30 protein-coding genes are annotated in these 26,569 nt (G+C 70.3%); 17 read left to right on the top strand and 13 right to left on the bottom strand.

Annotation, left to right across the window (positions count from 1 at the left end; genetic code table 11):
• The first annotated feature begins 43 nt into the window (after nucleotides 1–43).
• The 3 genes from KPL78_RS10560 (at nucleotide 44) to KPL78_RS10570 (ending at nucleotide 1,499) form a co-directional block, all read left to right on the top strand.
• Nucleotides 44–241: a hypothetical protein gene (locus tag KPL78_RS10560; protein WP_219762899.1), complete on the top strand. Its 198-nt coding sequence runs from the start codon at nucleotides 44–46 to the stop codon at nucleotides 239–241.
• A 428-nt stretch (nucleotides 242–669) separates the two neighbouring features.
• On the top strand, nucleotides 670–1,080 hold the full coding sequence (locus KPL78_RS10565; RefSeq protein WP_219762900.1) for a DUF3775 domain-containing protein: 411 nt from the start codon (nucleotides 670–672) through the stop codon (nucleotides 1,078–1,080).
• A gap of 2 nt (nucleotides 1,081–1,082) precedes the next feature.
• Entirely contained in the window at nucleotides 1,083–1,499 is a 417-nt protein-coding gene (locus tag KPL78_RS10570) for a hypothetical protein (RefSeq protein WP_219762901.1), read from the top strand.
• Between the two features lie 2 nt (nucleotides 1,500–1,501).
• Here KPL78_RS10570 and KPL78_RS10575 read toward each other — a convergent pair whose 3' ends face one another.
• On the bottom strand, nucleotides 1,502–2,227 hold the full coding sequence (locus KPL78_RS10575; RefSeq protein WP_219762902.1) for a DUF1194 domain-containing protein: 726 nt from the start codon (nucleotides 2,225–2,227) through the stop codon (nucleotides 1,502–1,504).
• Nucleotides 2,228–2,325: 98 nt separating this feature from the next.
• Here KPL78_RS10575 and KPL78_RS10580 point away from each other — a divergent pair, with 98 nt between their 5' ends.
• A complete protein-coding gene (locus KPL78_RS10580; protein WP_219762903.1) occupies nucleotides 2,326–3,204 on the top strand; it encodes a diacylglycerol/lipid kinase family protein in 879 nt (292 codons plus the stop codon).
• On the top strand, nucleotides 3,204–3,944 hold the full coding sequence (locus tag KPL78_RS10585) for a metallophosphoesterase family protein (RefSeq protein ID WP_255568914.1): 741 nt from the start codon (nucleotides 3,204–3,206) through the stop codon (nucleotides 3,942–3,944). The genes KPL78_RS10580 and KPL78_RS10585 overlap by 1 nt, the downstream gene beginning before the upstream one ends.
• Nucleotides 3,945–3,965: 21 nt before the next feature.
• Here KPL78_RS10585 and KPL78_RS30785 read toward each other — a convergent pair whose 3' ends face one another.
• From KPL78_RS30785 to KPL78_RS10605, 4 genes are all read right to left on the bottom strand, one after another.
• Nucleotides 3,966–5,702, bottom strand: a complete 1,737-nt coding sequence (locus tag KPL78_RS30785) for a sensor histidine kinase (RefSeq protein ID WP_219762905.1) — start codon at nucleotides 5,700–5,702, stop codon at nucleotides 3,966–3,968.
• Complete coding sequence (locus tag KPL78_RS10595) at nucleotides 5,699–5,869, bottom strand: hypothetical protein (RefSeq protein WP_219762906.1); 171 nt, start codon at nucleotides 5,867–5,869, stop codon at nucleotides 5,699–5,701. Before KPL78_RS10595 ends, KPL78_RS30785 begins: the two co-directional genes overlap by 4 nt.
• 19 nt (nucleotides 5,870–5,888) lie before the next feature.
• Nucleotides 5,889–6,539, bottom strand: coding sequence for a sigma-70 family RNA polymerase sigma factor (locus KPL78_RS10600; protein ID WP_219762907.1), 651 nt, complete (start codon nucleotides 6,537–6,539; stop codon nucleotides 5,889–5,891).
• Nucleotides 6,540–6,690: 151 nt separating this feature from the next.
• The gene (locus KPL78_RS10605; RefSeq protein WP_219762908.1) at nucleotides 6,691–7,188 is read right to left on the bottom strand and encodes a sigma-70 family RNA polymerase sigma factor; all 498 of its coding nucleotides are present in this window, start codon (nucleotides 7,186–7,188) and stop codon (nucleotides 6,691–6,693) included.
• A 62-nt stretch (nucleotides 7,189–7,250) separates the two neighbouring features.
• Between KPL78_RS10605 and KPL78_RS10610 the strand changes: the two genes are divergently transcribed.
• The 4 genes from KPL78_RS10610 to KPL78_RS10625 all read left to right on the top strand — a co-directional run bounded on the left by KPL78_RS10610 (nucleotide 7,251) and on the right by KPL78_RS10625 (nucleotide 10,636).
• Nucleotides 7,251–7,970 (top strand): response regulator, encoded by a 720-nt coding sequence (locus KPL78_RS10610; RefSeq protein WP_219762909.1) that lies wholly within the window; start codon nucleotides 7,251–7,253, stop codon nucleotides 7,968–7,970.
• A gap of 258 nt (nucleotides 7,971–8,228) precedes the next feature.
• The gene (locus KPL78_RS10615; RefSeq protein WP_219762910.1) at nucleotides 8,229–8,426 is read left to right on the top strand and encodes a CsbD family protein; all 198 of its coding nucleotides are present in this window, start codon (nucleotides 8,229–8,231) and stop codon (nucleotides 8,424–8,426) included.
• A gap of 125 nt (nucleotides 8,427–8,551) precedes the next feature.
• Entirely contained in the window at nucleotides 8,552–8,716 is a 165-nt protein-coding gene (locus KPL78_RS10620; RefSeq protein ID WP_211865092.1) for a DUF1328 domain-containing protein, read from the top strand.
• 81 nt (nucleotides 8,717–8,797) lie between these two features.
• Nucleotides 8,798–10,636 (top strand): ABC transporter ATP-binding protein/permease, encoded by a 1,839-nt coding sequence (locus KPL78_RS10625; protein ID WP_219762911.1) that lies wholly within the window; start codon nucleotides 8,798–8,800, stop codon nucleotides 10,634–10,636.
• 816 nt (nucleotides 10,637–11,452) lie between these two features.
• Here the strand turns inward: KPL78_RS10625 and KPL78_RS10630 are convergent.
• Nucleotides 11,453–13,198, bottom strand: a complete 1,746-nt coding sequence (locus KPL78_RS10630; RefSeq protein ID WP_219762912.1) for an AI-2E family transporter — start codon at nucleotides 13,196–13,198, stop codon at nucleotides 11,453–11,455.
• Nucleotides 13,199–13,322: 124 nt separating this feature from the next.
• Between KPL78_RS10630 and KPL78_RS10635 the strand changes: the two genes are divergently transcribed.
• The 5 genes from KPL78_RS10635 (at nucleotide 13,323) to metW (ending at nucleotide 17,817) form a co-directional block, all read left to right on the top strand.
• Nucleotides 13,323–13,634: a hypothetical protein gene (locus KPL78_RS10635; protein ID WP_219762913.1), complete on the top strand. Its 312-nt coding sequence runs from the start codon at nucleotides 13,323–13,325 to the stop codon at nucleotides 13,632–13,634.
• A 4-nt stretch (nucleotides 13,635–13,638) separates the two neighbouring features.
• Nucleotides 13,639–14,064, top strand: coding sequence for a hypothetical protein (locus KPL78_RS10640; RefSeq protein WP_219762914.1), 426 nt, complete (start codon nucleotides 13,639–13,641; stop codon nucleotides 14,062–14,064).
• Nucleotides 14,065–14,212: 148 nt separating this feature from the next.
• Nucleotides 14,213–15,874: a putative 2-aminoethylphosphonate ABC transporter permease subunit gene (locus KPL78_RS10645; protein ID WP_219762915.1), complete on the top strand. Its 1,662-nt coding sequence runs from the start codon at nucleotides 14,213–14,215 to the stop codon at nucleotides 15,872–15,874.
• Nucleotides 15,875–16,015: 141 nt separating this feature from the next.
• Nucleotides 16,016–17,170 (top strand): homoserine O-acetyltransferase MetX, encoded by a 1,155-nt coding sequence (gene metX / locus KPL78_RS10650; RefSeq protein ID WP_219762916.1) that lies wholly within the window; start codon nucleotides 16,016–16,018, stop codon nucleotides 17,168–17,170.
• Between the two features lie 44 nt (nucleotides 17,171–17,214).
• A complete protein-coding gene (gene metW / locus KPL78_RS10655) occupies nucleotides 17,215–17,817 on the top strand; it encodes a methionine biosynthesis protein MetW (RefSeq protein WP_219763147.1) in 603 nt (200 codons plus the stop codon).
• Between the two features lie 59 nt (nucleotides 17,818–17,876).
• On the opposite strand, the gene KPL78_RS10660 is transcribed toward metW, so the two are convergent.
• Both KPL78_RS10660 and KPL78_RS10665 read right to left on the bottom strand, forming a co-directional pair.
• Nucleotides 17,877–18,101 (bottom strand): hypothetical protein, encoded by a 225-nt coding sequence (locus KPL78_RS10660; RefSeq protein WP_219762917.1) that lies wholly within the window; start codon nucleotides 18,099–18,101, stop codon nucleotides 17,877–17,879.
• Between the two features lie 943 nt (nucleotides 18,102–19,044).
• Nucleotides 19,045–20,121 carry a DUF2125 domain-containing protein gene (locus KPL78_RS10665; RefSeq protein WP_219762918.1) on the bottom strand — a complete coding sequence of 359 codons (1,077 nt, stop codon included), beginning with the start codon at nucleotides 20,119–20,121 and terminating at the stop codon, nucleotides 19,045–19,047.
• Nucleotides 20,122–20,198: 77 nt separating this feature from the next.
• Between KPL78_RS10665 and KPL78_RS10670 the strand changes: the two genes are divergently transcribed.
• Nucleotides 20,199–20,768 carry a gamma-glutamylcyclotransferase gene (locus KPL78_RS10670; RefSeq protein WP_219762919.1) on the top strand — a complete coding sequence of 190 codons (570 nt, stop codon included), beginning with the start codon at nucleotides 20,199–20,201 and terminating at the stop codon, nucleotides 20,766–20,768.
• 34 nt (nucleotides 20,769–20,802) lie between these two features.
• Here the strand turns inward: KPL78_RS10670 and KPL78_RS10675 are convergent, their stop codons facing one another.
• The 3 genes from KPL78_RS10675 to KPL78_RS10685 all read right to left on the bottom strand — a co-directional run bounded on the left by KPL78_RS10675 (nucleotide 20,803) and on the right by KPL78_RS10685 (nucleotide 22,803).
• Nucleotides 20,803–21,066 (bottom strand): hypothetical protein, encoded by a 264-nt coding sequence (locus KPL78_RS10675; RefSeq protein WP_219762920.1) that lies wholly within the window; start codon nucleotides 21,064–21,066, stop codon nucleotides 20,803–20,805.
• Nucleotides 21,067–21,172: 106 nt separating this feature from the next.
• The gene (locus KPL78_RS10680; protein ID WP_219762921.1) at nucleotides 21,173–21,775 is read right to left on the bottom strand and encodes a DUF2459 domain-containing protein; all 603 of its coding nucleotides are present in this window, start codon (nucleotides 21,773–21,775) and stop codon (nucleotides 21,173–21,175) included.
• A gap of 44 nt (nucleotides 21,776–21,819) precedes the next feature.
• Nucleotides 21,820–22,803: a tripartite tricarboxylate transporter substrate binding protein gene (locus KPL78_RS10685; RefSeq protein WP_219762922.1), complete on the bottom strand. Its 984-nt coding sequence runs from the start codon at nucleotides 22,801–22,803 to the stop codon at nucleotides 21,820–21,822.
• Between the two features lie 110 nt (nucleotides 22,804–22,913).
• Between KPL78_RS10685 and KPL78_RS10690 the strand changes: the two genes are divergently transcribed.
• Nucleotides 22,914–23,384, top strand: a complete 471-nt coding sequence (locus KPL78_RS10690) for an Lrp/AsnC family transcriptional regulator (RefSeq protein WP_219762923.1) — start codon at nucleotides 22,914–22,916, stop codon at nucleotides 23,382–23,384.
• Nucleotides 23,385–23,566: 182 nt separating this feature from the next.
• Here KPL78_RS10690 and KPL78_RS10695 read toward each other — a convergent pair whose 3' ends face one another.
• Both KPL78_RS10695 and KPL78_RS10700 read right to left on the bottom strand, forming a co-directional pair.
• Nucleotides 23,567–24,643 carry a glycosyltransferase family 4 protein gene (locus tag KPL78_RS10695; RefSeq protein ID WP_219762924.1) on the bottom strand — a complete coding sequence of 359 codons (1,077 nt, stop codon included), beginning with the start codon at nucleotides 24,641–24,643 and terminating at the stop codon, nucleotides 23,567–23,569.
• A 7-nt stretch (nucleotides 24,644–24,650) separates the two neighbouring features.
• Nucleotides 24,651–25,454, bottom strand: a complete 804-nt coding sequence (locus tag KPL78_RS10700) for a UDP-2,3-diacylglucosamine diphosphatase (RefSeq protein WP_219762925.1) — start codon at nucleotides 25,452–25,454, stop codon at nucleotides 24,651–24,653.
• Between the two features lie 212 nt (nucleotides 25,455–25,666).
• On the opposite strand from KPL78_RS10700, the gene KPL78_RS10705 reads away from it, so the two are divergent.
• A complete protein-coding gene (locus tag KPL78_RS10705) occupies nucleotides 25,667–26,548 on the top strand; it encodes a diacylglycerol/lipid kinase family protein (RefSeq protein ID WP_255568845.1) in 882 nt (293 codons plus the stop codon).
• The last annotated feature ends 21 nt before the right edge of the window (nucleotides 26,549–26,569 follow it).

Here is a 26,569-nt window from a genome sequence, read left to right on the forward strand (position 1 = left end):
CGGCCTGGAGGCTCAGACCATGGGACGAGGGAAGGCAGACCCGATGCGCCACATCCAACGCGCCGCCGTCACCGGCCTCTTCGCGCTGTGGCTGGCCCCGCTCGCAGCGGTGGCGGGCCAGGCGCCGAACAGCCCGAGCCTGCGCAACGACCGCGGCGTCCAGTCCGAGCGGTCGACGGTGGAGAGCCGGCAGGACGAGGACGACGAGCCTGGCGAGACGAACGCCGCTCCGAAGGGCTGACACCAGACGCCCCTTTTCCTGATCTGTGGAACCGGGACGGGCGTTGACCCTCTCGGACTCTCCCCCGCAAAGGCCGAAAGGCCTTTGCAAACCTCCACCTGGCACCGGGCGCCACTGACAGGACCAGTGCCGAAACCCGCAGTTGCGCACGAAGCGCGTATGGCGGGTGCTTTGTGAACCCTCTGACCGGCACCAGAAGATTGCGGTCCAGGATGCCCAGCATCCAGGGGCCCCATCGAGGTTGCTTTGCAACGTCGATGGGAACCCGGGCGGGGTGGCTTGGCGGGACGGCGCATCTCCGTGTCCGTCACCGGCCTGCAACCGCGGCCCGAAAGGGCCAGCGCCCCCCGCATTCCCGCCCGCCGAGGGGTGGCACCGCCCTTCCCACCATGCTTGATTGCGCCGGCCGATACCCTGAGGAGAGGACCATGGCTGCGCGCGACGACGATCAGGAATTCGACCTCGGTATCAGCCTCGAGGCCGTCGCCGCCATCGTGGATGCCGCCCGCGCCGTGCAGGAGGGCGAGGAGAGCGGCGCCCTCGAGCGCGAGGATGAGGACGAGGAAGGCCTCGACGCCGAGGATGACGAGAACATGGATGAGGACGCGCTGCGCGCCTTCATCGCGGATCTCAACGAGGATGAGCAGGCCTCGCTGATCGCCCTCGCCTGGATCGGCCGGGGCGACTATACGGGGGAGGAATTCGAGGAAGCGCGCAACTTGGCCAGGGAGCGCAACGTGCGCGACCCGGCGGAATACCTTCTTGGCATCGACATGCTCGGTGACATGCTGGAGGAGGGTCTGTCGGAACTTGGCCTGTCCCTCGAGGATACGGACTGACGGTGCTTCCGCGAGCCGCCCTGCTGCTTCTGCTCCCGCTTCTCACCACCTGTTCCGCCCGCGATTCCGCGGTGGCGGAGGATGGGCGGGAGCGGCTGATCGGCCTGCGTGCCGACGATCTGCGGCTCTGCGCCGGGGTGCCGAACCTCACCGCCAATTCGGCGGGTGGCGAGTTCTGGACCTATGATCGCAATCCGCCGGCGGCGGGCGTCTCGGCGCCGGTGCCGGTGATTGGCGGCTCGCTCAGCGTCTCCGCCGGATCGACCTGCCGCGTGACGTTCCAGCTCGTGGACGGGAAGGTCACGCGCATCGGCTATTCCGCGGCTTCCGACCTGCCGATGTCGCAGAATTCCGCCTGCGCCCCGGTGGTGCAGGGCTGCCTGCGCCTGGTGGACCAGAACGAGGTCACTCCGGAATAGGATCACCCGATCCGCAGGGCATCCGTCGGCAGCCCGGCGATCTCGCGGATCAGCTTGCGCTTCACGGCGACGCCGAAGCTCTCGAAATCCTCGGCCACGATCATGAAGTGGCCGTCCCCGCCGATGACGTTCTCCCGATAATAGTCGTCGAGCGGCACCGGCGGCATGCGGCCGAAGGTCGGCCGGTCGTTGACGATCGGCAGGCCATTGATGGTGATGCCCTCGCCCAGGGCCAGGTCGCGTTCCTGATCCGCCGGCGGCCCGGAATTGTTCACCCCATCGCCCGAGACGTCGATCACCTTGCGCGTCGCCTCCCACGGGCATTCGGTGAGCAACTGCCGGGAATGGCGGATGCCGCCAGAAATTGAGGTCCAGGACAGGGAGGTGCGTGGTGCCTCGGCCAGTTCGGCGGCCCAGGCTTGGGCTTCCGCCAGGGTCGTGATGCGCCGCCAGGGAATGACGGTGCGCTGGTATTCGATCCCGGCCCATTCGATGTAGGCGATGCCGAGGGCGCCGATCAGCCCGCCGCGGATCGAGGCCACCACGACCGGGTCGGCGACCGCGTTGCGGTACCCTTCGCGCTGCAGCCTCGCCTCGTCCTCGTCGATCGAGCGTGACACGTCGACGGCGAGGACCAGGGCCACATCGACGCCCTCCTCGGCACGGGCCGGGCGGGAGATCGGAACGGCCGCGGCGCCGGCCGCGGCGAGAAGGGTCCTGCGGCGCATCGGTTCCTCCTCAACTCGGCAATCATCGTTGCGCCGCAGCAGGGACCGATTCAACGATTCCGTAGCAACCCTGGCGCGTATGTGACGTTGCTGCGGCGATGCCGGAGCCGCGCCAGATCATCGCACCGAAGCGCGCCGCGCTGCTGATCAACCCGGCCGCCGGTTCCGCCCCGGATGCCCCGGGCGCCATCGCAGCGCTGGCCGAAGCGATCACCGACGCCGGCCATGCCCTGGTCGTCGCAACCCGACCGGAGCTGCCCCTCGACGCGCAGATCACGATGGCTCTGGCGGCACAGCCCGAGGTGGTCTTCGCGCTGGGCGGCGATGGTTCCCTACGCGCCGTCGCGGAGCGTCTCGCCGGCCATGACGTTGCCCTGGGCGTGTTGCCCGGCGGAACGATGAACCGGCTGGCGGCGCGACTCGGCATCCCGGACGATCCCGTCGCCGCGGCACGCAGCCTGGCCGATGCCGAGGTCGACTCCCTCGCGGTCGGATCGCTGAACGGCCGTGTCTTCCTCTATCAATGCCTCGTCGGGCGCAGCTCGCGCCTGGTGCGATTCCGGGAGATGCAGCGCGGCGTCGGGCTGGCGGGCTGGCTGCCCCTGCTGCTCGCCGCGCTGCGGCTGGCCGCGCGCCCGCCCCGGCGATCCTTGCGCCTACGCGGCCAGGGCGAGAGACTCCGCGCCGACGCCGTGGTGGTGACCATGCCCCGGCCAGGGGCCGAGTGCCACTTCCAGGTCGAGGCCGTGCGCCGGGGCGGCCGGCTCGCCGGACTGCGCCAGGCTTGGCGCTGGATCCGCGGACGCCTCGCCAAGGACCCCGACGTCGTCGCCCTCCATCGCCCACATCTGGCCATCCATGGCCGCGATGCGCGCCTGCGCGTCACCCTGGACGGCGAACCGGACCTGATGACGCCGCCTCTGCGCTTCCGCCTGCGCCCGGATGCGCTTCGCGTGCTGCGGCCGCGCCGCGCGTGATGCGCATCGCGCATCTCTCGGACCTGCATTTCGGCGCCCATCGGCCGGAACTCGTCGCACCGCTGATCGAGGACATCGCCCGCTTCGATCCTGCCGTCATCGCGATCAGCGGCGACCTGACGCAGGTGGCGTCGGCATCGGAATTCGCGCAGGCCGCCGCCTTTCTCGCCGCCCTGCCCGCGCCCGTCGTCGCGGTGCCCGGCAATCATGACATCCCCAAGGTGGCGATCCTGGAGCGCATGCTCGATCCGCGCCGCCGCTGGTTCCGCGCCATCGCGCCCACCACGGAACCCGGCGTGATCCTGCCGGGTCTTGCGGTGCTGGGACTCGACACGGTGCGGCGAGCCCAGGCGCATCTCGACTGGTCGGCGGGCGGGATTTCGGAACGGCGTCTTGCTCGGCTCGCGGCGCGCATCGCGGCAGCACGGCCCCGCAGCGTCGTCGTGGTGGCGCATCACCCGCTGCGGCATCCGGCCTGGGCCGGCGACCGCGCCTTGCCGGCCGGCGCGGATGCGGCCCTGGCGGCCATGCAGCGCGCCGGCGTAACGGCGGTCCTGTCGGGCCATCTGCATCACATGGCGGCACCGCCCGGCACGCCGCCCGTGCTCATCGGCGGCAGCAGCCTGTCCCACCGCGTGCGCGGCGTGCCGAACAGCTGGTCGCTGGTGGACGCCGGCACGGCCGCGCCGACGGTTCGCGTTCGCGTCGCGAGCGGGGCGGGCTGGCGGGATGCGCCGTGACGGTCGGCGCCCTGCCCCGCCTCACGCCGCCCCGCGCAGCGTCTCCTCGATGTTCCGCCGCTGCAGCGGGAACCGCACGGCGATGCGCGTTCCCTGGCCGCCCGTGATCTCCGCCGTGCCCCCGAGATGGGTCGCGAAGCCCTCGATCAGGCGCAGCCCGAGCCCATCGCCATCCGACGTCGCATCACCCAGCCCCACCCCGTCATCCTCGACGACGAGCTGCGCCGTCTCATCCTCGATATGCAGGGAGATCGAGATCGTGCCGGTGCGGTCATCGGGAAAGCCGTGGCGCATGGCGTTGCTCACCGCCTCGGTCAGCAGCAGCGCGAGCGAGATCGCCTGGTCCGACCCCATCTCCACATCCTCGGCGTCGATCGCGATCTCGACGCCGGTGCCCGGCCCCGCGCCCAGCGCATCACCGAGCTGGCGCGACAGTTCCTCGAGGAAAGGGCGCAGGGAGATGCGCTCGAAGGACTGATGCAGGTAGAGATGCCGGTGCAGCGTGGCGAGCGCCTGGACACGGTCGCGCGCCACGGCGAATTCCGTGCGCGCAGCGGGGCTGCGCAACCGGCCGGCCTGCAGGCTGAGCAGGGAGGCCACCACCTGCAGGTTGTTCTTCACGCGATGATGGATCTCGGCCATCAGCAGGTCGCGCTGACGCAGCGCCGCGGTCAGGGCGGCCTCGCGTTCCTGCAACGCGGCCGCCGCGGCGATCAGGGCACGGTCGAGCTCCCGCACCTCAAGCGGCCCGCCGGCGGCGGGATCGGCGGCGAAGGGATGTCCCGGCACCCAGTTCCGCACCCGCGCGGCCAGGTGGCGCAGGGGGCGCGACACGCCCAACTCGACGCCGACCAGGATGGCGACGACGCAGGCGAGCAGGAAAATCGCGAGTTCCAGCACGCGTCGGAGGAACGCGGACCGGGCGATGCGTTCCGTCTGTTCCATCGACAGGCCAACGAGCAGGCGCAGCCGAGGGTCGAGTTCCTCGATCGACCAGGCATGCAGGGCTCCGTCCCGGGCGGTCCCCATCAACGTCGTATCCCGCGCGGCAAGCATGTGCGCGAGTGTCGCGGGTGGCGGCAGGGACATGGCGCGGGCAGGGCCCAGCGGCAGTAGCGAGCCGTCGGCGTCCAGCAGCCAGACCTGGCTCGCGTCGGTCGCCTGCGGCGCGCGGTCGGTGCGCAGGAAGAAGTCGAGATAGAGGCCGCCCACCACGACCGCCGCCACCTGGCCCTCCGCATCGAGGATCGGTGCCGCGCCGGGCAGGACCGCGCGCCGGGAGACGAGGCCGATGGTGAACTCGCCGATGACGACCTGCCGCGAGGTCTGTACCGACTTCATATAGTCCTGGTCGGCGAAGCTGCGGCCGCGCGGCGCCGGCAGGGCGCTGCACAGCAGCCGGCCCTGCGCATCCAGCACCGAGAAGTTCGAGTAGCGCTCCGGCGTGAGGGCACGGAGCTGCCCCAGCTCGCTGTCGCAATCCTCGGGGCTGAGGTCGAGCAGCCGGCGCGTCCGGGCAAGCCCGACCAGCACCTCGCGCAGCGCCGCGACGGCGGCGCCGTGCCGCGCCGCGGCAACCTCGCGCAGGATCACGACGTCGCGCAGCCCCTGCGCCGTGGCGGATTGATAGGCGTTCCAGGCATTGGCCCCGGCGATGCCGGCGATCGGAATGGTGGCGGCCGCGACGAGCGCGAGCAGCCGCCCCCGCACGCCGCGGAACAGGTTGGTCCGGGGCGGCGTCCCGCCGCCTCCAATCACTTCCCGCGGTCCTGCTCGATCAGCCGAAGGAGTTCGGGCGGGATCGGCTCCCGCGCAACGTCATCGAACATCTGGTGCAGCCCGCGGCGGAGCCAGATGTCGAAGGCGGCATCCGGCACGGGCTTCTTCGCGCTACGACCGCGCGCGGCACCGGACCTGCTGGCCACCTTGTCCTTCCTTTCGTCGTCAGGCTCGTCCATCACACCCTTGCCGCCGCGCCGCGGCGGCGCGCGCGGCACGCTCCATGCTACGCGGCGGGGATGCCGCTACGCCAGCGCCACGGCGACGACCGGTCGCACGGCCCTGTTCTTCCTCACCCAGCAGCCGGCCCTCCAGGGTGCGGCGGGCGCGGAATACCCGGCATTTCGCCGTCCCGACCGCACAGCCCATGGCGGCCGCCACCTCCTCATAAGACATGCCCTGCACGGCCACCATGACCAATGCGGTCCTCTGATCGGCCGGCAGACGGGCCATTTCCGTCCGCAGTTCGCCCAGGGCGAGATTCTGTTCCTGCCCGGCCGGGCGCGCGAAAGCTTCGGCAGGCGCGTCGTCCATGTCCACCGTCTCACGCAGGCGGCGGCGGTCGGAGATGAAGCGGTTGCGCAGGATGCGATACATCCAGGCACCGAAATTGGTGCCCGGGGTGAAACTGGCCTGGGCAGCGAGCGCGTTCGTCACCGCCGCCTGGACCAAGTCGTCCGCGTCGGCTCTGTTGCGGGTCAGGGCCAGGGCCTGGACACGCAGCTTGGGCAGAAGCGCCACCAGCGCGTCATGGAAGGAAGGGCCGCGGTCGCTCGCGACAACAGCCTGCTCGGGGGTGTCGATCTCGCTGTTCATACGGGACAAACGAAGCGGAGGAAGGGTCGGTTGCATTGGCGGGAATCGAAAAACGCATATCAGACATGTGATTTTAGCATGAAACATGCGGCATGCGCGGAGCGTTGCGGTCGTCATGCAGATTTCGGCGCGAGCCGGCGGCGGGCACGGATCACGACCGCGCATGATAGGTGCGGGCCAGCGCGGCCCGGGCGCGGGAGACGCGCGCCTTGACCGTGCCTTCCGGCGCACCGGTGATCTCCGCGGCTTCGGCGAGGCTCATCTCGAGCGCGGCGACCAGGATCAGCGCCTCCCGCTGCGGCGCGGGCAAGGTGGCGATGGCGGCGTCCAGGTCGCGCAGCGCGTCCTGCCCGGTCTGGGCCGGGGGATGGGATGCCGCCTCGTGCGCCGGCAGCGCCGAGAGGCCCCGGCGTTCGACGCGCCGCCGCCGCTCCTGGTCCAGGAACAGGTTGCGCAGGATCCGGCAGGCCCAGGCACGCAGATCGGTGCCCTCGGTCCAGGCGTCCTGTCGCTCCAGCGCCCGCAGCACCGTGTCCTGCACCAGGTCGTCCGCCCGCGCTACGTCCCGCGCCAGGAAACGTGCGAAGGCCCGCAATTGCGGGACCAGTGCCACTACGGCCTCGCGATATGCCGCGGGCTGACGTTTCATGCGCCGTTCCGGCCGACTGGCTGCATGCATCCGACCATAGGCTTCTTCCGAAAGGTGCCAAGATGAACGCGATCCATCCGTCGGAGTTGCTGCGTGCACTGCCCTATGCGCGCCGCTACGCCCGAGCGTTGACAGGGGCGCGGGAGAGTGGCGACGCCCTCGTCGCATCCGCGCTCTCGATGAGCTTGCCCGATGTGACGCCCCGCCTGGCTCTCTATGCCGCGGTGGCGAAGGCGGCCCCCGCATCGGCCCCGGGCGCCGGTCCTTCGGCGCTGCAGCGCCACCTGCTCCTGCTGACCGCGCTCGAGGACCTGCCGATCGAGGATGCGGCGGCGGTGCTGGACCTCGACCCGGCCGAGGCCTTGCGGGAATTGAACGCCGGCCGCGCCGCGCTGCGCGTCACGGCGGCGACCGACGTGCTGGTGATCGAGGACGAGCCCATCATCGCGCTCGACCTGCGGCGTCTGGTCGAGGCCTGCGGCCACCGTGTCGTCGGCATCGCCGCGAGCGAGGCCGAAGCCGTGCGCATCGCGACCGCGAAGCAGCCGGGGCTGATCCTGGCCGACATCAATCTCGGCCGTGGCGGGGATGGCAGCCACGCCGTCGCGCGCATCCAGCAGGCGATGGCCGTGCCGGTCATCTTCGTCACTGCCTATCCCGAGCGGCTGCTGACCGCCGAGGGCGTCGAGCCGACCTTCATCATCAGCAAGCCCTTCGAGCCGCTGGCCCTGGCCATCGCGACCTTCCAGGCGGTCAACGGGAGCACGCGGCCGCCGGTCTGAGATGATCGGGCGACGCTGACGGGGTCCCCCGCCGGACGAGCCGAACGGCCCGGCTCCGTCACATGCGCTGCAGCGTTGGAGAGGCCTTGCCTCTTCCGCCTGCCGTCGACACACGTCATCCGGCGTCACCCGAGCGATGCCGAGACGGCTTTGCCCGTCGCCTCGCGCCAACGTGCGCCGCGCCGGGAAACCCGATCCCCTCGCGGGTGTTCCTTCCGCAGGTCCGCCACTTCGGCGGTCCGATCGAAGGAGAACGCCATGAACAGCGACACCATCTCCGGCAACTGGAAGCAGCTCAAGGGCAAGGTGAAGGAGCAGTGGGGCAAGCTCACGGATGACGACATCACCGTCATCGAGGGCAAGCGCGACCAGCTCGTCGGCCGTGTCCAGGAACGCTACGGCATCGCCAAGGACAAGGCGGAGGAGCAGGTGAAGGCCTGGGAAAGCTCGCTCTGACACCAGGGTCGTCTCTGGTCCGAACAGGCGCCGCCGGGGCATCCCGGCGGCGTTTTTTCATGCGCGCAACCGCATCCGCCACACCCGCGTTCCATCCCAGCACGGATGCATAGCGGAGAACGACAATGCTCTACTGGACCCTGATCTTCCTGGTCATCGCCATCGTCGCCGGCGTGCTCGGCTTCGGCGGCATCGCCTCTGCGGCGAGCGGCATAGCCAAGGTGCTGTTCGTCATCTTCCTGGTGCTGTTCCTCGTCTCCCTGATCGCCGGACGCGGATTCGCCGGCTAGGCCTGGGTCCATTACGGCGCCGCGCCTCGGCCGGGGCGCGGGCTCGGCCGCCCGCTTCCGGCTGTCGCACAGTGGTGATGCATGGCTGACGAGCCCTCCCCGGACGGACCAGCCGGGCGCCCCGGTACATCGGATCTGCGTGGCTTCTGGCGATGGATACGCGCCTGGCTGGTCGCACCAGACCGTGGAAATGCGCGGCTGCTGATCCTCGGCGTCGTCGCCATGACCATCGCCCAGGTGGTCATCCAGATCCGCTTCAACACCTGGAACCGCGACTTCTTCGATGCGCTCGACAAGCGCAACGCGCAAGCGTTCCAGCACCAGATCATCGTCTTCCTGGTGCTCGCCGCGCTGTCGATGACGGCGGCGGTGTATCAGCTGTACCTCAAGCAGTTGCTGCAACTGTCCTGGCGGGAATGGCTCACGCGACGGCTGACGGATGCGTGGCTGCGCGACTGCCGGCAGTACCAGCTCGAAGCCTGCGCCGCCGAGGCCGACAATCCCGACCAGCGCATCGCGGAGGATGTGCGCCTTGCCGCGGACCTCTCAGTCGATTTCGTGCTTGGCCTACTGATCTCGGCGAGCATGCTGATCGCCTTCGTGGGCATCCTGTGGTCCCTGTCCGGGCCGCTCGACGTCGCGCTGGGGGGCATAGCCCTGCACATCCCGGGCTACATGGTCTGGGCTGCCGTGCTCTACGCGCTGATCGGGTCGGGGCTGACCTGGTGGGTCGGCCGGCCGATGGTCGGCATCCAGGTGCGTCGCACCACGGCGGAAGCCGATTTCCGCTTCGGCCTGACCCGCGCGCGCGAAAGCGGAGAGAGCATCGCCCTGATCCGCGGCGAGGCCGATGAGCGCCGCGGCATCGACCGCAGCTTCGGCCAGGTGCGCGGCGTCTGGCGGGAACTGATGCGCAGCCAGCGCAACCTGATGTGGCTGACCAGCGCCTATGGCACGCTGGCGATGATCTTCCCCACCGTTGTCGCAGCGCCGGCCTATTTTGCCGGCGCCATGTCGCTCGGCGTGCTGATGCAGGTAGGTGCGGCCTTCGGCCAGGTTCAGGCCTCGCTGAACTGGTTCGTCGATCGCTTCCCCAACATCGCGGAATGGCGCAGCGCGACCTCACGCCTCGTCGCCTTCCAGGATGCGCTGGACGATCTCGAAGCCCTCGCCGCCGATCCGAACCAGCCGACCATCGCCATGGAGGAGATCGCTGAGGGCGAGCCGGAACGGCTGGAGCTCGACCAGCTCGAAATCGCCTTCTCGGACGGCACCACCGTGATCAAGGGCGCTTCGGCGGTCATCGAGCCGGGCGAACGGGTGCTCATCAAGGGCGAGTCCGGTTCCGGCAAATCCACCCTCTTCCGCGCCATCGGCGGGCTGTGGCCCTGGGGCGGCGGGCGCATCGTGACGCCGCCGCGCGAGGCCATGGCCTTCCTGCCGCAACGGCCCTACCTGCCGCTCGGCACCTTGTCCGGCACGCTGTGCTATCCCGCCCCTGCCGAGGCCTTCGCTGCGGAGGCCCAGCGCGATGCGCTCGAACGCGTGGGCCTCGGTCATCTCGCGGACCAGTTGGAGGAAGAACAGCGCTGGGACCGCGTGCTGTCGCTCGGCGAGCAGCAGCGCCTGGCCATCGCGCGGCTGCTGCTGCAGGCGCCGCGCTGGATCTTCCTCGACGAGGCGACGGCCGCGCTGGACGAGGAGAACCAGGACATGATGATGACGCTGCTCGTGGAATCCCTGCCCGAGGCGGCGATCGTGTCCATCGGACATCGTCCCGGGCTCGAAGCCTTCCACACCCGCACCCTGACGCTGGAGAAGCGCGAAGGCGGCGCACGCTTCCGCCGAACGGCGCCGCGCGTCGTCAGCGAGAAGACGAAGCGGCGCAGGGCGCGCTTCCTGGCATCGCGCGCCGCGTGACGGATGGGTAGGCGGCGATGATGCCTGTGGTCGCCGCCTTCGATCCATGCAACCGAGAAGGGCCTTGCGGCATGCGCGCGAAGATGATGAGGCGCTGAGGGAGAGGAGCTCTGCCCCCCTCCTGCATCGTGAAGCAGCGCTTCCCGCCCACCAAAGGCCGAAAGGCCGTCCCGATGACTGGGCGGCTTCCGCTGCTGGAGTTGGAGGGCCACTGCCCCTCCACACCACCGGGGTCCCATCGACGTTGCTGTGCAACGCCAATGAGTGCCCCCGGTGCCTGGAGCACCTGGAACGCAGTCTGTTGGCGCTGGACGCGACAGGCATACCGTCCACGCAAAGCGCGCATCCTGCGCAGCAGTGGCTCTCGGCGCCATCGTGGCAGCGGCGCACCGCGCCAGATCAAGATTCGCAAAGGCCCTGTGGCCTTTGCTGGGGAGAGTTCGAGAGGGGCAAAGCCCCTCGCGATCCCGCAGCGGAAGCACGCATGTCATCAGGACGGCCTTTCGGCCTTTGGCGGCCGCGAAGCGCTGCTTCGCGGCGCAGGAGAGGGGCGAACCTCCTCCCCGTCGCGTCGCCTGCCGCATCTTCGCTCAGATGGGGCAGCGCCCCTCCGATATCCCAACCTGACCAGTCAGCCATGAAGCCGTCGCCATGCACCCCGGGGAGCCCCTCTCCATGATCCCCACGGTCCAGATCGTACGGCGTTCGCATGCGCTCACGCGGCATGCGCTCACCCATTGTCTTGCAAACCTCCTGACGCCTTCAGATGATTCCATCTGAACGCAATCTGCTCTGGCATGGTCGCACCCTCCGTTGTCAGGCCGGCGCCACCGCCGCCAGGGGTGTTTCCTCATCCGGCGGCGTCTGGATGGCCGTCACGGCGCGCGCCGGGCATGGCCCGAGGCGGCCCGCAACGCCTTCCAGGCTGCGCACCACCGGCGCCGGCGCGATCGCGGGGCCGAGCTGTGCCGCGGCGGCCTCGTCCGGCGCCAGGCCGATGACGCCGTCCGCTTCACGCAGTGCCTCGGCGCGGGCGCGACGCAGGCGCGGCGGCGAGACGGCGCGCGCGAGGCACAGGATCGCCGTGCCGGCTCTCTCGCCCTCGGCGGCAGCGCGCCAGCCGCGCAGACGCGCCATGGCCAGGGCCGCTGCGGCCAGGGCGCGGTCGGCCGGGCCGGCCGCGGCGATCGCGCGCACGGCCGCCGCGTCGGCTGGCAGTTCCTCCTCCGCCGCGAGCGATGCGGCGAGGGCGGCCAGTTCGGTCCCGATGCGCGACGCCACCGGGGCCGAGAGCGCGCCGGCGGCACGGTCGGCTGCCAGGGCCGCGATGGCCGGCATCACCAGGTCGCGCAGCGTCGCGGCGATGCCTTCGGCCTCGGCATGCTCCTCGGCGATCTGCTGCGCGCCCTCGGCGTCCTCGGCCAGATACCGCTGATAGAAGCGCAATGGGGCCGGCAGGGCCTCGCCATCGCCCAGCAGGATCTCGAGGAAACCGAAGGTCGGCACATGGCGGCCAAGGATGGCGAGGCAGGCGGTGATAGGCGGTGCCAGCAGCAACCCGATCGGACCCCACAGCACCGTCCACACGGCCGAGGAAATCAGCAACGCGAGGGGTGAGATGCCCACGGTCCGCCCGTAGAGCTGTGGCTCGAGCACATGGGTCACCGTGCCGTCCACGATGATGAACAGGGCGACCACCAGAAGCGGCTCGGACCAGCCCTGGCCGGTCGCGATGGCGACGATCAGCGGAAGGAGGAAGGCGATCCACGCACCGAGGAAGGGAACGAAGCGCAGCACGAAGGCCAGCACGCCCCAGAGCGGGGCATTGGGCACCCCGATCGCCGTCAGGCCGAGGCCCATGCCAAGGCCGAAGACGGCGTTGAGGAGCATCTGCATGAGCAGGTAGCGGCCGACACGATCCGTCGCGTCGGCCATGGCGCGCGTGGTGCGATGGAGATCCTGCATTCCCGCCAGGCGCAGGAAGCGATCACGCACATCCTCCATCTGGAGCAGCAGATAGGCCATGAGCAGCAGTGCCACGGCGAAGGAGGCCGCCGGCGCGGAGACCAGCGCAGCCATCTCGATCAGCGCGTCGAGCGTGCCGGCATTGCCATTGGCCGGCACCACCGCGACCGTCGCCGCTGCCGCGGGCTCGCCATAGCCAAGTTCCTCCGCCAGGCGCCGCAGCGTGCTCGCCGCGCGGTGCAGCACGCCCGACCCGTCGGACAAGGCGTGCAGCTTGGCGCGCAAGTTGCTCTCCCAGTTCGGCAGTTCGGCGGCGAGGCTCAACGCCTGGGACGCCACCAGCAGCATGATCACCGCGATGACCCCGAGGGCGAGCAACATCATCAGCGCCACGGTGACCGCGCGAGGCACGCCGAGCCGCTGAAGCAGCCGCGCCGGCGGTACCAGGACGACCGACAGCAACAGCGCCAGCGCCATGGGGATGAACACCGCCCGCCCGAGATGCAGTGCAGCCAGCACCATCAGCGCGGCAATCAGCCAGAGGGGGTCGGGACCGGCGGGCGTGGCCCGTGCTGGCAGGTCCGGCGGTGCAGGCATGGAAATCTCCGCAATGCGTCGCGAGCCGAAACGCCGGGCGGCGCCGAGGGTTGCCGCGGTCGCGCAACTCCCGGCGGACCATCGCGTTGTTCCCCTCGACACGGACCCTGCAAGGAGATGTCAAATGACCCAGGCGACCGAACGCATGACCGATGACATCGGCGCTGCGGCCCGCACCCTCGCCGGCGATGCCAAGGATTCCGCGAAGGCCGAACTCGCCGCGCTGCGCCAGAAGGTCGAGGCGCTGATGGCCGATCGCGTCACACCGGCGGTCTCGGAGGCGGCGGGCCGGGCGGAGGACTTCGCCCACAGCGCCGCGGAATCGGTGCGCCACCGTGCTGACCAGTTGGCCGGCAGCGTGCGCCAACAGCCCTTCGTGGCCATCGGCGCCGCGGTCCTCGCGGGCGTGGCCATCGGGCTGCTGATCCGGCGCTGATCCGATGCGCGTGCTGCAGATGCTGGACGTGGCGGCGCAGGCGGAAGGGGTCCGCCTGCGCCGCGAAGCCACGGTCCTGGTCCGCCGGGCCGGCTGGATCGCCGTGGCGGGCGTCTTCGGCACCGCGGCGTTGGCGACGGCGCATGTCGCCGCGGTCGCGCAGCTCGTGCCTGCCTTCGGCCTCGCCGTCGCAGCGGCGATGATCGCGGCGGCCGACCTCGTGCTGGCGGGGATCTTTGCGATGCTGGCGCGCCCGCGGCCCGATCCGGTCGCCGAGGAAGCGCGCGCCCTGCGCCAGACCATGCTGGCGTCGGTGGGCGCGCGGAATCCGCTGCGCGATGCCCTGGGCTTCGCCGCGACGCGGGCCGCCGTGCCGCTGCTCGGCGCGGTGGTGGCCGAAGCGGTCGCCGGCTGGTTGAAGCGGCGGTGACGTCCGGCCGCCGGTGATCCCGGGCCCCGGGGCGCGAGGGCCCGCGACCCAGGACAGACGTCGCGAGATCTTCACGATACAACCGTCGCCGGAGTGTCATGTCGGCGGTCATGCCGCCTGATGCCCCCGCCCCCGCCGAGAAGGTCCCGTGAGCGCCACCACCGCCGCGACCGCGGCGGCCCGCCGCTGGGCCACCGAGGAGCGCATCGCAGCGCTGCTCGTCGTCGCGGCCTGCGTCACGCTGATCGTCGCGATCGCCCTGCCGCTCCTGACCGTGCTGTCGAAGAGTGTCCTCGACACGGAAGGCCGCTTCATCGGCCTTGCCAACTACATCCGCTACGTCACCACTCCCGCGCTGGTGCAGTCGCTGCTGAACAGCCTGTTCGTCGCGGTGGTGGCGACGGCAATCGTCATCCCGCTCGGATTCCTCTACGCCTATGCCCTGACGCGCAGCCGCATCCCGGCCAAGGGCCTCTTCTACGCGCTGGCGCTGCTGCCGATCTTCGCGCCGTCGCTGTTGCCGGCCCTGTCCTTGATCGCGCTGTTCGGCACCTCGATCTACGGGCCGATCGGCATCGTGCTGGCGCAGATCGTCCATTGCCTGCCCCATGCGACGATGATCCTGGTCGCCGCCCTCGGACTCGCCGATGGCCGGCTGTACGAGGTCGCGACGTCGCTCGGCACCTCCCGCTGGCGGGTCTTCGTCACCGTCACCCTGCCGGCGGCGCGCTACGGACTGGTCTCGGCCGCCGTGGTGGTCTTCACCCTCGTCGTCACGGATTTCGGCATCGCCAAGGTCATTGGCGGGCCTTTCGAGGTACTCGCCACCGAGGCCTACAGGCAGATGGTCGGGCAGCGGAATGTCGGCATGGGGGCGGTGGTGGGCGTGGTGCTGCTGGTCCCCGCCGGCCTCGCCTTCCTCATCGACCGGCGGCTGCGGCGACTTCAGGTCGCCCCGCTCTCGGCGCGGGCCGTGCCCTATGTGCCGCCGGTGAACGAGCTGCGGGACCGGCTGCTGCTGGGGTATTGCCTGGCGGTCGGCGGGCTGATGGCCGCGGTGCTCGGCGCCGCGGTCTGGGTATCCCTGATCCGCGACTGGCCCCGCGATCCGTCGCTGACCCTAGCGCATTTCGACCTTACAGCCCTCGATCCCGATGGCTGGGGGCCCTACGTCAATTCGCTATGGATGGCCACGCTGACGGCGCTGTTCGGCACACCACTGGTCTTCCTCGGCGCCTATGTGATGGAGAAGACCAGAGCGGCGCCGCGCGCCCGCGCCCTGGCACGATTCCTCGCGCTGCTGCCCATGGCGGTGCCGGGGGTGGTGCTCGGCCTCGGCTATGTCTTCTTCTTCGGGGCGGCCTGGAATCCGGCAGGTGGGCTGTCCGGCACCATCGCCATCCTGGCGCTGAGCTGCATCGCGCAGTTCTACACGGTGGCGCATGTCACGGCCGTGACGGCATTGACCCAGATCGACGGGGAGTTCGAGGCGGCCTCCGCGTCCCTGCAGGTGCCCTTCTGGGTGACGCTGCGCGAAGTGACGGTGCCGATCTGTCTGCCGGCGATCCTCGACATTACGGTCTATCTGTTCGTCAACGCCATGACGACGGTGGCGGCGGTGATCTTCCTCTACGGGCCGGGGACGAGGCTTGCCGCCATCGCCGTCGTGCAGATGGACGAGGCCGGCGCCATTGCCGGCGCCACCGCCATGGCGACCTGCATCGTCGCCACCTGCCTGGGCGTGAAGCTGCTGCATCTGCTGTTGGACGCCCTGGTGTTCCGCCGCCGCCAGCGCTGGCGGGGCCGCTGAGAGTGGCGGAACACGGGACCGGGAGGGCTTCGCCGTTCCCGGCCCGGGCCTCCCGGCGGCGTGCCCCCTCGCCCGCGGACGCCGCCCCACACCGGCCGGCCGTTGCGGTGGCGCCGCGCGCGGCCTATTGCTGCCGGCCCCATGTCCCAGGCGATCGCCCCTTTCCCCGAGGTGGACCACCAGCACGCCGTCTTCGCCGACGGGATGCCGCTGGATTGCGGCGCCGTCATCCGGCCGCTGACCGTCGCCTACCGGACCTATGGCACGCTGAACGCGGCGCGGACCAACGCCGTGCTAGTGTGCCACGCCCTGACCGGCGACCAGTACCTGGCCGAACCCCACCCGGTTACCGGCAAGCCCGGCTGGTGGCAGAGCATCGTCGGCCCCGGCAAGCCGCTCGACACCGACCGCTACTTCCTGGTCTGCGTGAACGTGCTGGGCGGTTGCATGGGCTCGACCGGCCCGCGGTCGGAGATGACGGATGCAGAGGGGCACGGCCTTGGGCGTCCCTGGGGGACGGATTTCCCCCAGGTGACCATCCGCGACATGGTCCGCGCGCAGAAGCGGCTGATGGAGCATCTGGGCATCGCACGCTGGCTGGCCGTGATCGGCGGGTCGATGGGCGGGATGCAGGTGCTGGAATGGGCGGCGACCTATCCGGACCACGTCGTCGCCGCCGCGCCGATCGCCTGCGCCGCGCATCACAGCGCGCAAAACATCGCCTTCCACGAGGTTGGCCGCCAGGCGATCCATGGCGACCCGGATTGGGCCGGCGGACGGTATTGGGAGGATGGACGCATCCCGGCGCGTGGCCTGGCGGTGGCGCGGATGGTGGCGCACATCACCTACCTGTCCGAACAGGCGCTGACGCGGAAATTCGGGCGGCGGCTGCGCGGCGCGAATGCGCTGACCTTCCTCGAGGACGTCTTCGAGGTGGAAAGCTACCTGCGCCACCAGGGTTCCACCTTCGTGCGGCGCTTCGACGCGAATTCCTACCTGACCATCACGCGGGCGATGGATTTCTTCGACCTGGCTTCGGAACATGAAGGCGACCTGTCCGCGGCGTTCAAGGGCACGGCGACGCGGTTCTTCCTGGCCTCCTTCAGCAGCGACTGGCTGTTCCCGACCAGTGAGAGCCGGGCGACGGTGCGCGCCCTGAACGCGGCCGGGGCCAGCGTGTCCTTCCTGGAAATCGCATCCGACAAGGGCCATGACGCCTTCCTGCTGGAGGAACCGGAATTCCACGCCGCGCTGGGCGGCTTCCTGCGCGGGGCGGCCGAGAAGGCGGGAGTGTGACCATGCCCGAAGCCCCCACCGACATCCGCTACGTCGCCAAGAACATGCGCCTCGACCTCCGGCTCATCGCGGAGATGATCCCGGCCGGCGCCAAGGTGCTCGATATCGGCTGCGGCGACGGCGCGCTGATCGAGCACCTGGCGCGCGAAAAGCAGGCCGATGCCCGGGGAATCGAGATCGACATGGCCGAGGTCGCCAAGGCCGTCTCCTCGGGCCTGGCGGTCATCCATGGCGATGCGGACAACGACCTCGCCTTCTACCCGGATGGAGGCTTCGACTACGTCGTGCTCTCCCGCACGCTCCAGGCGGTGGAAAAGCCGCGGGAGGTGCTGCGCCAGATGCTGCGCATCGGGCGGCACGCCATCGTCTCCTTCCCGAATTTCGGCCATTGGCAGATGCGGTGGCGGCTGCTGACGCGCGGACGCATGCCCGATACCAACACCTGGAACCGTCCCTGGTACGAGACGCCCAACATCCACCCCTGCACCATCCTGGACTTCATGGCGCTGTGCGAGATGGACGGCTATCGCGTGGAAAAATGGCTCGCGGTGGATGATCGCGGGCTGAAGGCGCCGTGGCGGCGTTGGGTGCGGCTCGCGAACCTGTTCGGCGAACAGGCGCTGTTCCAGCTCACCCGCGCGGGCTGACGCGTCGCGTCACGACTGACACCGGGCCCGGCGGCGCCGCCGCGCCCCGGACGCCAGCTTCAGTGCAGGGGCACCAGCGGCATCGCCACCAGGGCCGTCGATCGCCGCGGCGCTGCCGTCATGCTGGAAGGCGAGAGGAGTGCCGCCGCCTGTGCCGCATGCTGCGCCGCTTCCGTCACGCCGAGCCTCCGACACTCCGCCTCGACATAGGCCAGCATCATCAGGATGGCGCTCCTGTCGGTGCGCGCCTCATCGTGTTCAGATCCCGGGTTCACCGCATCCATGACCGTCTCTCGATGCCCCGCCCACTGAGCACCATCGGGATTGTGAGGTGGGCGCAAGAGTCCTTTAACGCTGCGATGGCGGTAGCCGACAGGGCTGTAACGCAAGGAAGGGCAGCATTGACGCCGTTTTCACGGGTCTCTCGCGCTAGGGGTGAAATGCGTGCCGAAGCATTTACCTATAGGAAAATCTCGTAACACCGATATGTCGAGTTGTGGCGCACACATGCGACTCTCGTGAATTTTACGCGGCATTTCAGGACGGCTCGGCCGGCTTTGGGCGGCCGCTGGCCGATTCAGGCGGCGTGAGGCGGCCGCTACGCGGCATCTCGCCAGGCCTTGCCCCTGGCGTCAGTCATCGGGCTGGCGAAAGGTTCGGCGCCAGGGCCCGTCGGGTGGCCTGCGCACCATGAAGACCCTGATGCCGGCCCAGCCGAACCACCGCCGGTGCCGGAGTCCCCGGACAGGCACTCATACCAACGGCCCCTGCGAATGACCGATGCGGGCGGAATTGGTGGGGCGCCGCCCCTCCACACCACCCCGCCATCGGGTTCCCATCGACGTTGCTGCGCAACGCCGATAGGTGCCCCTGGTGCTTGGAGCACTGAGAACGCAATCCGTCGGCGCCAGGCGCCGGGTTCAGGCTGCCCCCTCCAGGCGCCTATCGTGCGCAAGAGCGGGTTTCGGCACCGTGTTCTGGCAGCGGCGCGCGATACCAGGTTGAGGTTTGCAAAGGCCCTTCGGCCTTTGCTGGGGTGAGTCCGAGAGGGGCAAAGCCCCTCTCGGTTCCACAGGTCAGGCAATGGGCCCGCCGGCATCATATCGTCGAGCCTTGCCGGTGACGTTTTCAGCGACAGGGCGCGGCGCTATGGCGCGCGGGGTTGGCGGGGCGGCCGCGCGTGAAACCGAAACTCGGATACCCAGCCAGCCGTAGGGCTGGCCAGTATCAGAGGATGCGGGGCGTGGTTCTCGGCCAGGCGACGCGCGGCACGCGCAGCAACGGGATGCGCGCCAGCGACAAAGTGCCGCGCTCCAGCGTGACGGGCACGTCAACCTGCGGCGCGCCGCCGCCTTCCGGCACACGGGTCAGCAGGGCCAGCATGGCCAGTGCGCCGGTCGCCGCACGCGGATCGATCATGCGTGCCGCGGCCGCGGCACCGACCGCTTCCGCCGGACGTTCCAGCACGAGCCTTCCGTCGCCCTCTGGCTGCAGCCCGTCATCGAGGTGCAGCGTCATCCGCAACGCCCCGATCAGCGGCCCCCAGCGCAGCGCCACATCCTGCAGTTCGAGACGCCCGCCGGCATCGCGCCAGGCCTCCGCCCGTTCGACCGCCGTCATCGGAATGGGCGAAGGCGGCGGGCCGGTCAGTACGGCGTCAGCAGTGGCGGATTCGATGGTCCGGCCGAAGGGGTGGGCTGCCTGGCCGGGCGGTAGGACGATATGCGACGCCGTCAGGTGGAGAGTCAGCCCAGCCTCCATGCCGCTGCCGCCCGGTGAGATCACGGCGAGGATCCGCGCGGCGCTGACTGGACCTTCGGGACCGCTCGCCTGCAGCCCTTCCAGCAGGAATTCCGTTGGCCGCGCCGGCGGCACGGGGTCGAGCGGCAGCAGAATGCGCAGGCGCTCCGCCGTATAGGGAAGGAGCAGCGCCCCACTGGTCAGGCGCTGCGGGCCTTCCGCGGTGATGCTGAGCCGCTCGACATGGGGCGGCGCGATGGTCAGGGCGATCCGCCCCGCCTGCCAGGTGAAGCCTTGCGGCAGCGCGGCGGTCGAACCGGCGAGGCGGAATTCCGGTACGGTGAGCCGAGCGGCAAAGGGCCAGCCCGCGCGCTCCGGCAGGGCGTGCTCCACCTCCCATCCCCGGGCGCGCTGCTGCGTCACCCAGTCGGAGAATCCGACGGTCAGCGCCCCGGTCAGCCAGAGCCAGACGAAGGTGTGCCCCGCCCCGGCCAGCACACCGAGGCCGAACAGCGTCATCACCACACCGCGCAGCGCGCGGCGGCCACCAGGCCGTCCCGGCATCTTGGCGCTCATCACGACGGGCGGTATAGCGCCGCGCCCGCGGCGAGGCGACCTCACCGCGGCCTGGACGGGCCGGAATGCAGGACGACGCGACGCGGAACTGCCTGGAGGCGGACGGGCATCTCTATGTCTTCGCCTATGGATCGCTGATCTGGCGACCGGGTTTCGCCCATGTCGCGGCGCATCCGGCGCTGCTGCGCGGCTTCCATCGCCGCTTTTGCCTGTGGTCGCACCATTATCGCGGCACGCCGGAACGGCCGGGGCTGGTGCTGGGCCTCGACCGAGGCGGGGCCTGCCGTGGGCTCGCCTATGCGGTGGCGGGGGCAGATGCTGCGGCGGTGCTCGCCTACCTTGACGAGCGGGAACTGCCGGACGGGTTCGAGCAGGTCTATCACCGCCGCATCCTGCCCCTGCGGCTGCTGGGTTCGGGGCGGGTGGTGCGCGCGGTGACCTATGTCGCGAACCGGGACTGCCGGATGTATTGCGGCCGGCTGGCGCCGGAACGCGCAGCGGCAGTGATCGCGGCCGGGCAGGGCAAGACCGGCACCAACCGCGACTACCTGCTGAACACTGTCCAGCATTTGAAACAGATGGGCGTGCAGGACGCCGGGCTCGATCGGATCGCGGGGCTGCTCCCGCTCGGCTGATGGTTGTCGGAGGAGCCGAGGCTCCTCCCGCCGGTCACAGGGTCGGTGTGCGCGCCTTGGTCCGGCGCCGTTGCTTGGGCTGCGCCACGGGCAGGCGCACGGGCGCTGCCGCCGGCACCGGCTGGGGAGGGGTTGTCGGCGCGGCGGCGCGCGCGGCCAGCAGCACGTCCGGCATGCGGAGGAGCGCGGTGCGCATCAGGAGGTCGCGGCGAATGGACATGCAGTCGGGTCCCAAGGGCGATTCGTGGTCTCTAATCTGTTCAGCAGGCGATCGGCGGCAAATGAAGGTCTTCACCACGGCGGATCCGTGACATTGCTCACGGGCACCATCGCGAGGGGCGCCCCACTACACGGGACCACCGCCAGATGGCACCGCAATCCGTGCATTCCACCCCTGCGCGCCGTCAGCCCTGCCGAAGGAGTTCGCGCCGCAAGGCGGCCATGGTTACGCCACGAAGACGAATTCCGGCGGCCGGGACCGGCAGGCCGGCCGTGGCGAGGGCCTGCAACACCCAGGTGTTGCAGGTGAAGTCGGGGCTGTAGCGCAGTCGCGAGCGCAGCAGCGTCCAGCCCCCGCCGGGCTGAACGATGAGCGGCTCGGTGAGTTGGTCGGCCACGAAGGCGGCGATGGCGGCCTGGCCGCCGGATGGCAGGCGCAGGGTCACCGCTTCCTCCGACCCGGGCGGCAACGGGCCGGCCAGGGCGCGGATCGAGACCACGGCGGGCCCGCCGGACAAGGCGGAGAGCGCCTCGGCCGAGCCGGGACGGTCCGCCCGCATCCAGGATTCGAGCCCGAAGCCCAGGCCGAAGGCGTCGGCCATCGGCGCCGCCGGGACCAGGGGCGCGAGCGGCCCCGCAGACAGGGTGTTCGCAGCCAGGCAGAGGTCGGTGTGCCAGGATTCGGCCGAGACCGTCACGCTCTCGCCCGAAAGGGGAACGGGTGCCGGCTCGGGGGTCGTGCAGGCCCCGACCAGCCCGGCGGCGAGAAGGGCGCGGCGTGACGGCACGACGCATGCTCATCGCGCTCCCGCCGCCTGTCCAGGCCGGGCTCCTACTCCGACCGCGCGCCGGTGCGGCGCACCAGGGCGGGCCAGCGTTCGGCCTCGGCCCGGACCAGGGCCGCGAAGCGTTCCGGACCATGGCCCGTCACGGTGAAGCCCTGGCGGGCCAGGTCGTCCGACACCTCCGGCAGGGCGAGGATGCCGGCGAGCTCAGACGCCAGCCGGGCAATCGCCGCCGGCGGCGTGCCGGCCGGGGCCAGGATGCCCTGCCAGGTGACGACGTCGAAGCCGGGCAGCGCCGCCTCGGCGATGGTCTGGACGTCGGGCAGGGCCGGGGCGCGCTCGGCGCCGGTCACGGCCAGGGCGCGCAGGCGGCCTTCGCGGATGTGCTCGATGGCGGCGGGCAGGGTGACGAACAGAGCCTCGACATGGCCTGCCACCAGGTCGACCACGGCCGGGCCGCCGCCGCGATAGGGGACATGGACGAAGCGCAGCTCCGTCTCCTCGGCGAAGAGCGCACCGGCGAGGTGCCCGATCGAGCCATTGCCCTGCGAGGCCAGGGTCAGCGTCCCATCCGCCTCCCGCGCCCAGGCGATGAAGCGGGTGAGGTCGGTGGCCGGCGAGCGCGGATTGACGACCAGCACCTGGGGGGCGCGCACCGCCTCGATCACCGGGGTGAAGTCGCGCACCGGGTCGAAGCCGACGCGCGGGTAGAGCGCCGGGTTGATGGTCAGCGGATCGGACCCGACTAGCAGCGTCAGCCCGTCCGGCCGGGCACGGGCGACGAGTTCGAAGGCCAGGTTGCTGCCCGCACCCGGATGGTTCTCGGCCACCACCGGCTGGCCGAGCCGCGGCATGAGCTGCCGCGCCAGGATGCGGCCGAGGATGTCGAGGCTGCCGCCCGGGGCGACGGGAATGACGATGCGCAGCGGGCGGTCCGGCGCCCAGGCCGCTGACTGCGCCCCGGCGGCACGGGGCAGCGCGGCGGCAGCGCCGAGCAGAAGGGATCGGAGGAGGATGTCGCGGCGGGTCATCGCAGGGCTTTCGGCGAGTTGTTGGAATATGGTTCTCCAAGACCGCCGAAATCTTGCAAGCAAAAGATTTTTCTACTACCTCACCCGTCACGACAGCCAAGGACTTGCCCGTGAGCCGCAGTTTCGAGCCCGACGCCACTGACCGCGCGATCCTGCGCCTGATCCAGAAGGACGCCGCGCTGTCCCTGGCCGATATCGCGAAGGAGGTGGGGCTGACGCCGACCCCCTGCTGGAAGCGCATCCGCAAGATGGAGCAGGAGGGCGTGATCACCGGCCGGGTGGTGCTGTTGGACCCGGAGAAGGTCGGGCTCGGCGTCTCGGTCTTCGTGGCGATCGAGACTGGGGACCATTCGGCGCCCTGGATCGAATCCTTCGCCACCACTGTCGGCAAGATGCCGGAGATCGTGGAGTGCTGGCGGCTCGGCGGCGATGTGGACTACCTGCTGCGCGTTGTCGTGCCGGACATGCAGGCCTTCGATTCCTTCTACCGCCGGCTGACTGCGCAGGTGCCGGCGCTGCGCAAGGTCACCTCGCGCTTTGCGATGGAGCGGGTGAAGAGCACGACGGCACTGCCGATCTGACGGCGCCACAGGCCGGGCGAAGGGGGAGCTTTGGTCTGCATCGCCCTGTCAGCGGCGCACAGTGCCGGGTGGCGGTTTCCAAGGGCCGTGCGGCCTTTGGTGGGGTGGGCTGGAGGGGCGAAGCCCCTCCAATTCCCCAACGGAAGTCCCTTGAACTCCCGGGGCGAACGCCTCTACCCGGATCAGACCGCCAGCGCCCGCCCGGGCACCGGCACCAATGCCGCGCGGAACTGCGCCGCGCAGGCGTCCCAGGACCAGCCTTCCGCGTGGCTGCGGCAGGCGGCGCGGTCGCCGTCCAGGGCCGTCATGCAGGCCGCGCGCAGGTCTTCGTCCAGTGCGCCGACCCGCGGGTCGGTGATCACGTCGCGTGGCCCCGTCACTGGGAAGGCCGCGACCGGCGTGCCGGAGGCCAGCGCTTCGAGCAGCACGAGTCCGAAGGTGTCGGTGCGGGATGGGAAGACGAAGACATCCGCACCGGCATAGGACCGCGCCAGCACGCCATTGTCGCGATAGCCGGTGAAATGCGCCTTCGGGAAACGACGCATCAGGCCTTCCCGCGCCGGGCCTTCGCCGACCACCACCTTGGTGCCCGGCAGATCGAGGGAGAGGAAGGCCTCGATGTTCTTCTCCACCGCCACGCGGCCGGCATAGAGGAAGATCGGGCGCTCCAGGCCCTCCCATGGCTCGCGCGGTTCGGGGCGGAAGCGCTGCAGGTCTACGCCGCGTGTCCAGGCGCGGATCTTGGTGAAGCCGCGCCGGCCGAGTTCCTCGCGCAGGGATTGCGTCGCGGCGAAGGTGCCGGCGCCGGCCTCGTGGAAGCGCCGCATCATCGCCCAGGACCAGGACAGCGGGATGCTCGTGCGCGCATGCAGGTATTCGGGGAAGCGCGTGTGAAAGGCGGTGGTGAAGGGCCAACCGCGCTTGCGGCAGATGCCGCGCATGGCCCAGCCGAGCGGCCCTTCCGTCGCGATGTGCACCGCGTCGGGCTGGAAGGCGTCGGCCAACTGCATCAGCTTGCGCCTGGGCGCGATGGCCAGCCGGATCTCGGCATAGCCCGGCATGGGGATGTTGGTGAAACGGTCGGGGCCGATGACCTCCACCGTGTCGCCGCCGGCGCGCAGATGGTCCACCACGATGGACAGCGTGCGCACCACGCCGTTCACCTGCGGGAACCAGGCATCGGAGATCAGCAGGATGCGCAGCGGCGCGGCATGCGCGCCGAGGCTGTCCGCGGCCTGTGCCGCGCCGAGACCGTCCATCACCTGCTCAGGCCGCAGGAACCGCTGCGCGGCGCGGGGCGCGGGCGAAGGACAGGCGGTTCTCCTGCACCCAGTCCACCAGTTCGAACCGCCCATCGGCGTGTTCGACGAGGGCCGTGCAGGATTCCACCCAGTCGCCGTCGTTCATGTAGAGCACGCCCTGCACGGTGCGCATCTCGGCGTGGTGGATATGGCCGCAGATCACGCCGTCCATGCCGCGACGCTTTGCCTCGGTGGCCAGCGCGCTCTCGAAGCGGTCGATGGCCTTCACCGCTTCCTTGACCTGGCGCTTCAGCCACTGGGACAGCGACCAGTAGGGATAGCCGAAACGGCGCCGCGCCGCGTTGAACCAGCGGTTCAGCACCAGTGCCCAGTCATAGGCCCAGTCGCCCAGATGGGCGAGGACCTTGGCGTAGCGGATCACGCCGTCGAACTCGTCGCCATGGATGACGAGGAAGCGGCGGCCGTCGGCGGTGGTGTGCTCGGCCTCGCGCACCAGCTTCACCCCGGCGATCTCGAGGCCCAGCCAGTCGCGGAACAGCTCGTCATGGTTGCCGGGGATGTAGATCACCTCGGTGCCATGGCGGGCCATGCGCAAGATCAGGCGGATGACCTCGTCATGGTCGGCGTCCCAGTACCAGGACTTGCGGAGCCGCCATCCATCGACGATGTCGCCGACCAGGTAGAGGCGCTCGCATTCGACCTTCTTGAGGAAGTCCTTCAGGAAATCGCTGCGGCAGCCGCGGGTCCCCATATGGACGTCCGACAGGAAGATGCTGCGGTAGCGGCGTCGCGGATTGGCGTCATGCATCCGTCACGATCTCCGGATCGTCGCCGAATCGGATCGTGCAAACCACCGGCGACGTGCTTGCAGATGGACGGGCGGATACCGTGCCGCGCCAGGGTCGCGCGTGAATCTTGGATGAAGCATGCAACGGAAACCGCGGAAGTCGCGCCATGTCATGCAGTAGTCTTCGAAACGACGCCGTCTCGTCACTGTCACGCTGCCAGAAGCCCTGCCCCATGCCGACGCGCATGCTGATCGTCTTCAATCCCGCTGCCGGGGCGCGCCGCCGCCGCCGGCTTTTCGCCGCGCTCGACCTGATCCGCGGCATCGGCCAGCGGCCGGAGGTGGCCGAGACCTCTCATCGCGGCCACGCCACCGAGCTTGCCCGCCAGGCGGCAGAGGAAGGCGTGCGCGTCGTGGTCGCGGCGGGCGGGGACGGCACCATCGCCGAGGTGGCCGCTGGCCTGGCGGGGTCGGATACGGCACTCGGCGTGCTGCCGCTCGGCACGGCGAATGTGCTGGCGCTGGAACTCGGCATTCCGCGTGCGCCGGCGCAGGCGGCCGCAGTGCTGGCGATGGGGCGCACCGCCCTGCTGCATCCGGGGATCGCGCAGTATCCGGATGGGCAGGAATTGCTGTTCGTGCAGATGCTCGGCGCAGGCTTCGACGCCGCGGTGGTGCATCACCTGCCCGGGGGCCTGAAGCGGGCGATCGGCAAGGGCGCCTATGTGCTCCAGACCATGCGGGAGATGCCGCGCTACCGCTTCGCCCCCATCCGCGTGTCGATCGACGGGCGGGTAGAGGATGTGGCGAGCGTGATCGTGACCAAGGGCCGGCTCTATGCCGGGCGCTTCCTGTTGGCACCCGGGGCCGATCCGCGGGCCGAGGGCTTCCACGTCGCGCTGTTCCGCGAGGCCGGCATGCTGGCGGCGATGCGCTATGGTGCCGCGTTGCCGCTGGGATTGCTGCCGCGCATGCGCGGGGTGGAGATCCTGCGCGGCGGGAGCGTGCAATTGCGCGGGGAGGCGATTCCCGCGCAGGCGGATGGCGACGCGGCCGGCTTCCTGCCCAGCGCGATCGCCCCGGCGCCGCGGCCGATGCGGATCGTGTTGCCATAGCGCCGACGGCGGAACGGGAAG

This window comes from Roseomonas alba, assembly GCF_019430885.1.
GTDB lineage: Bacteria > Pseudomonadota > Alphaproteobacteria > Acetobacterales > Acetobacteraceae > Neoroseomonas > Neoroseomonas alba.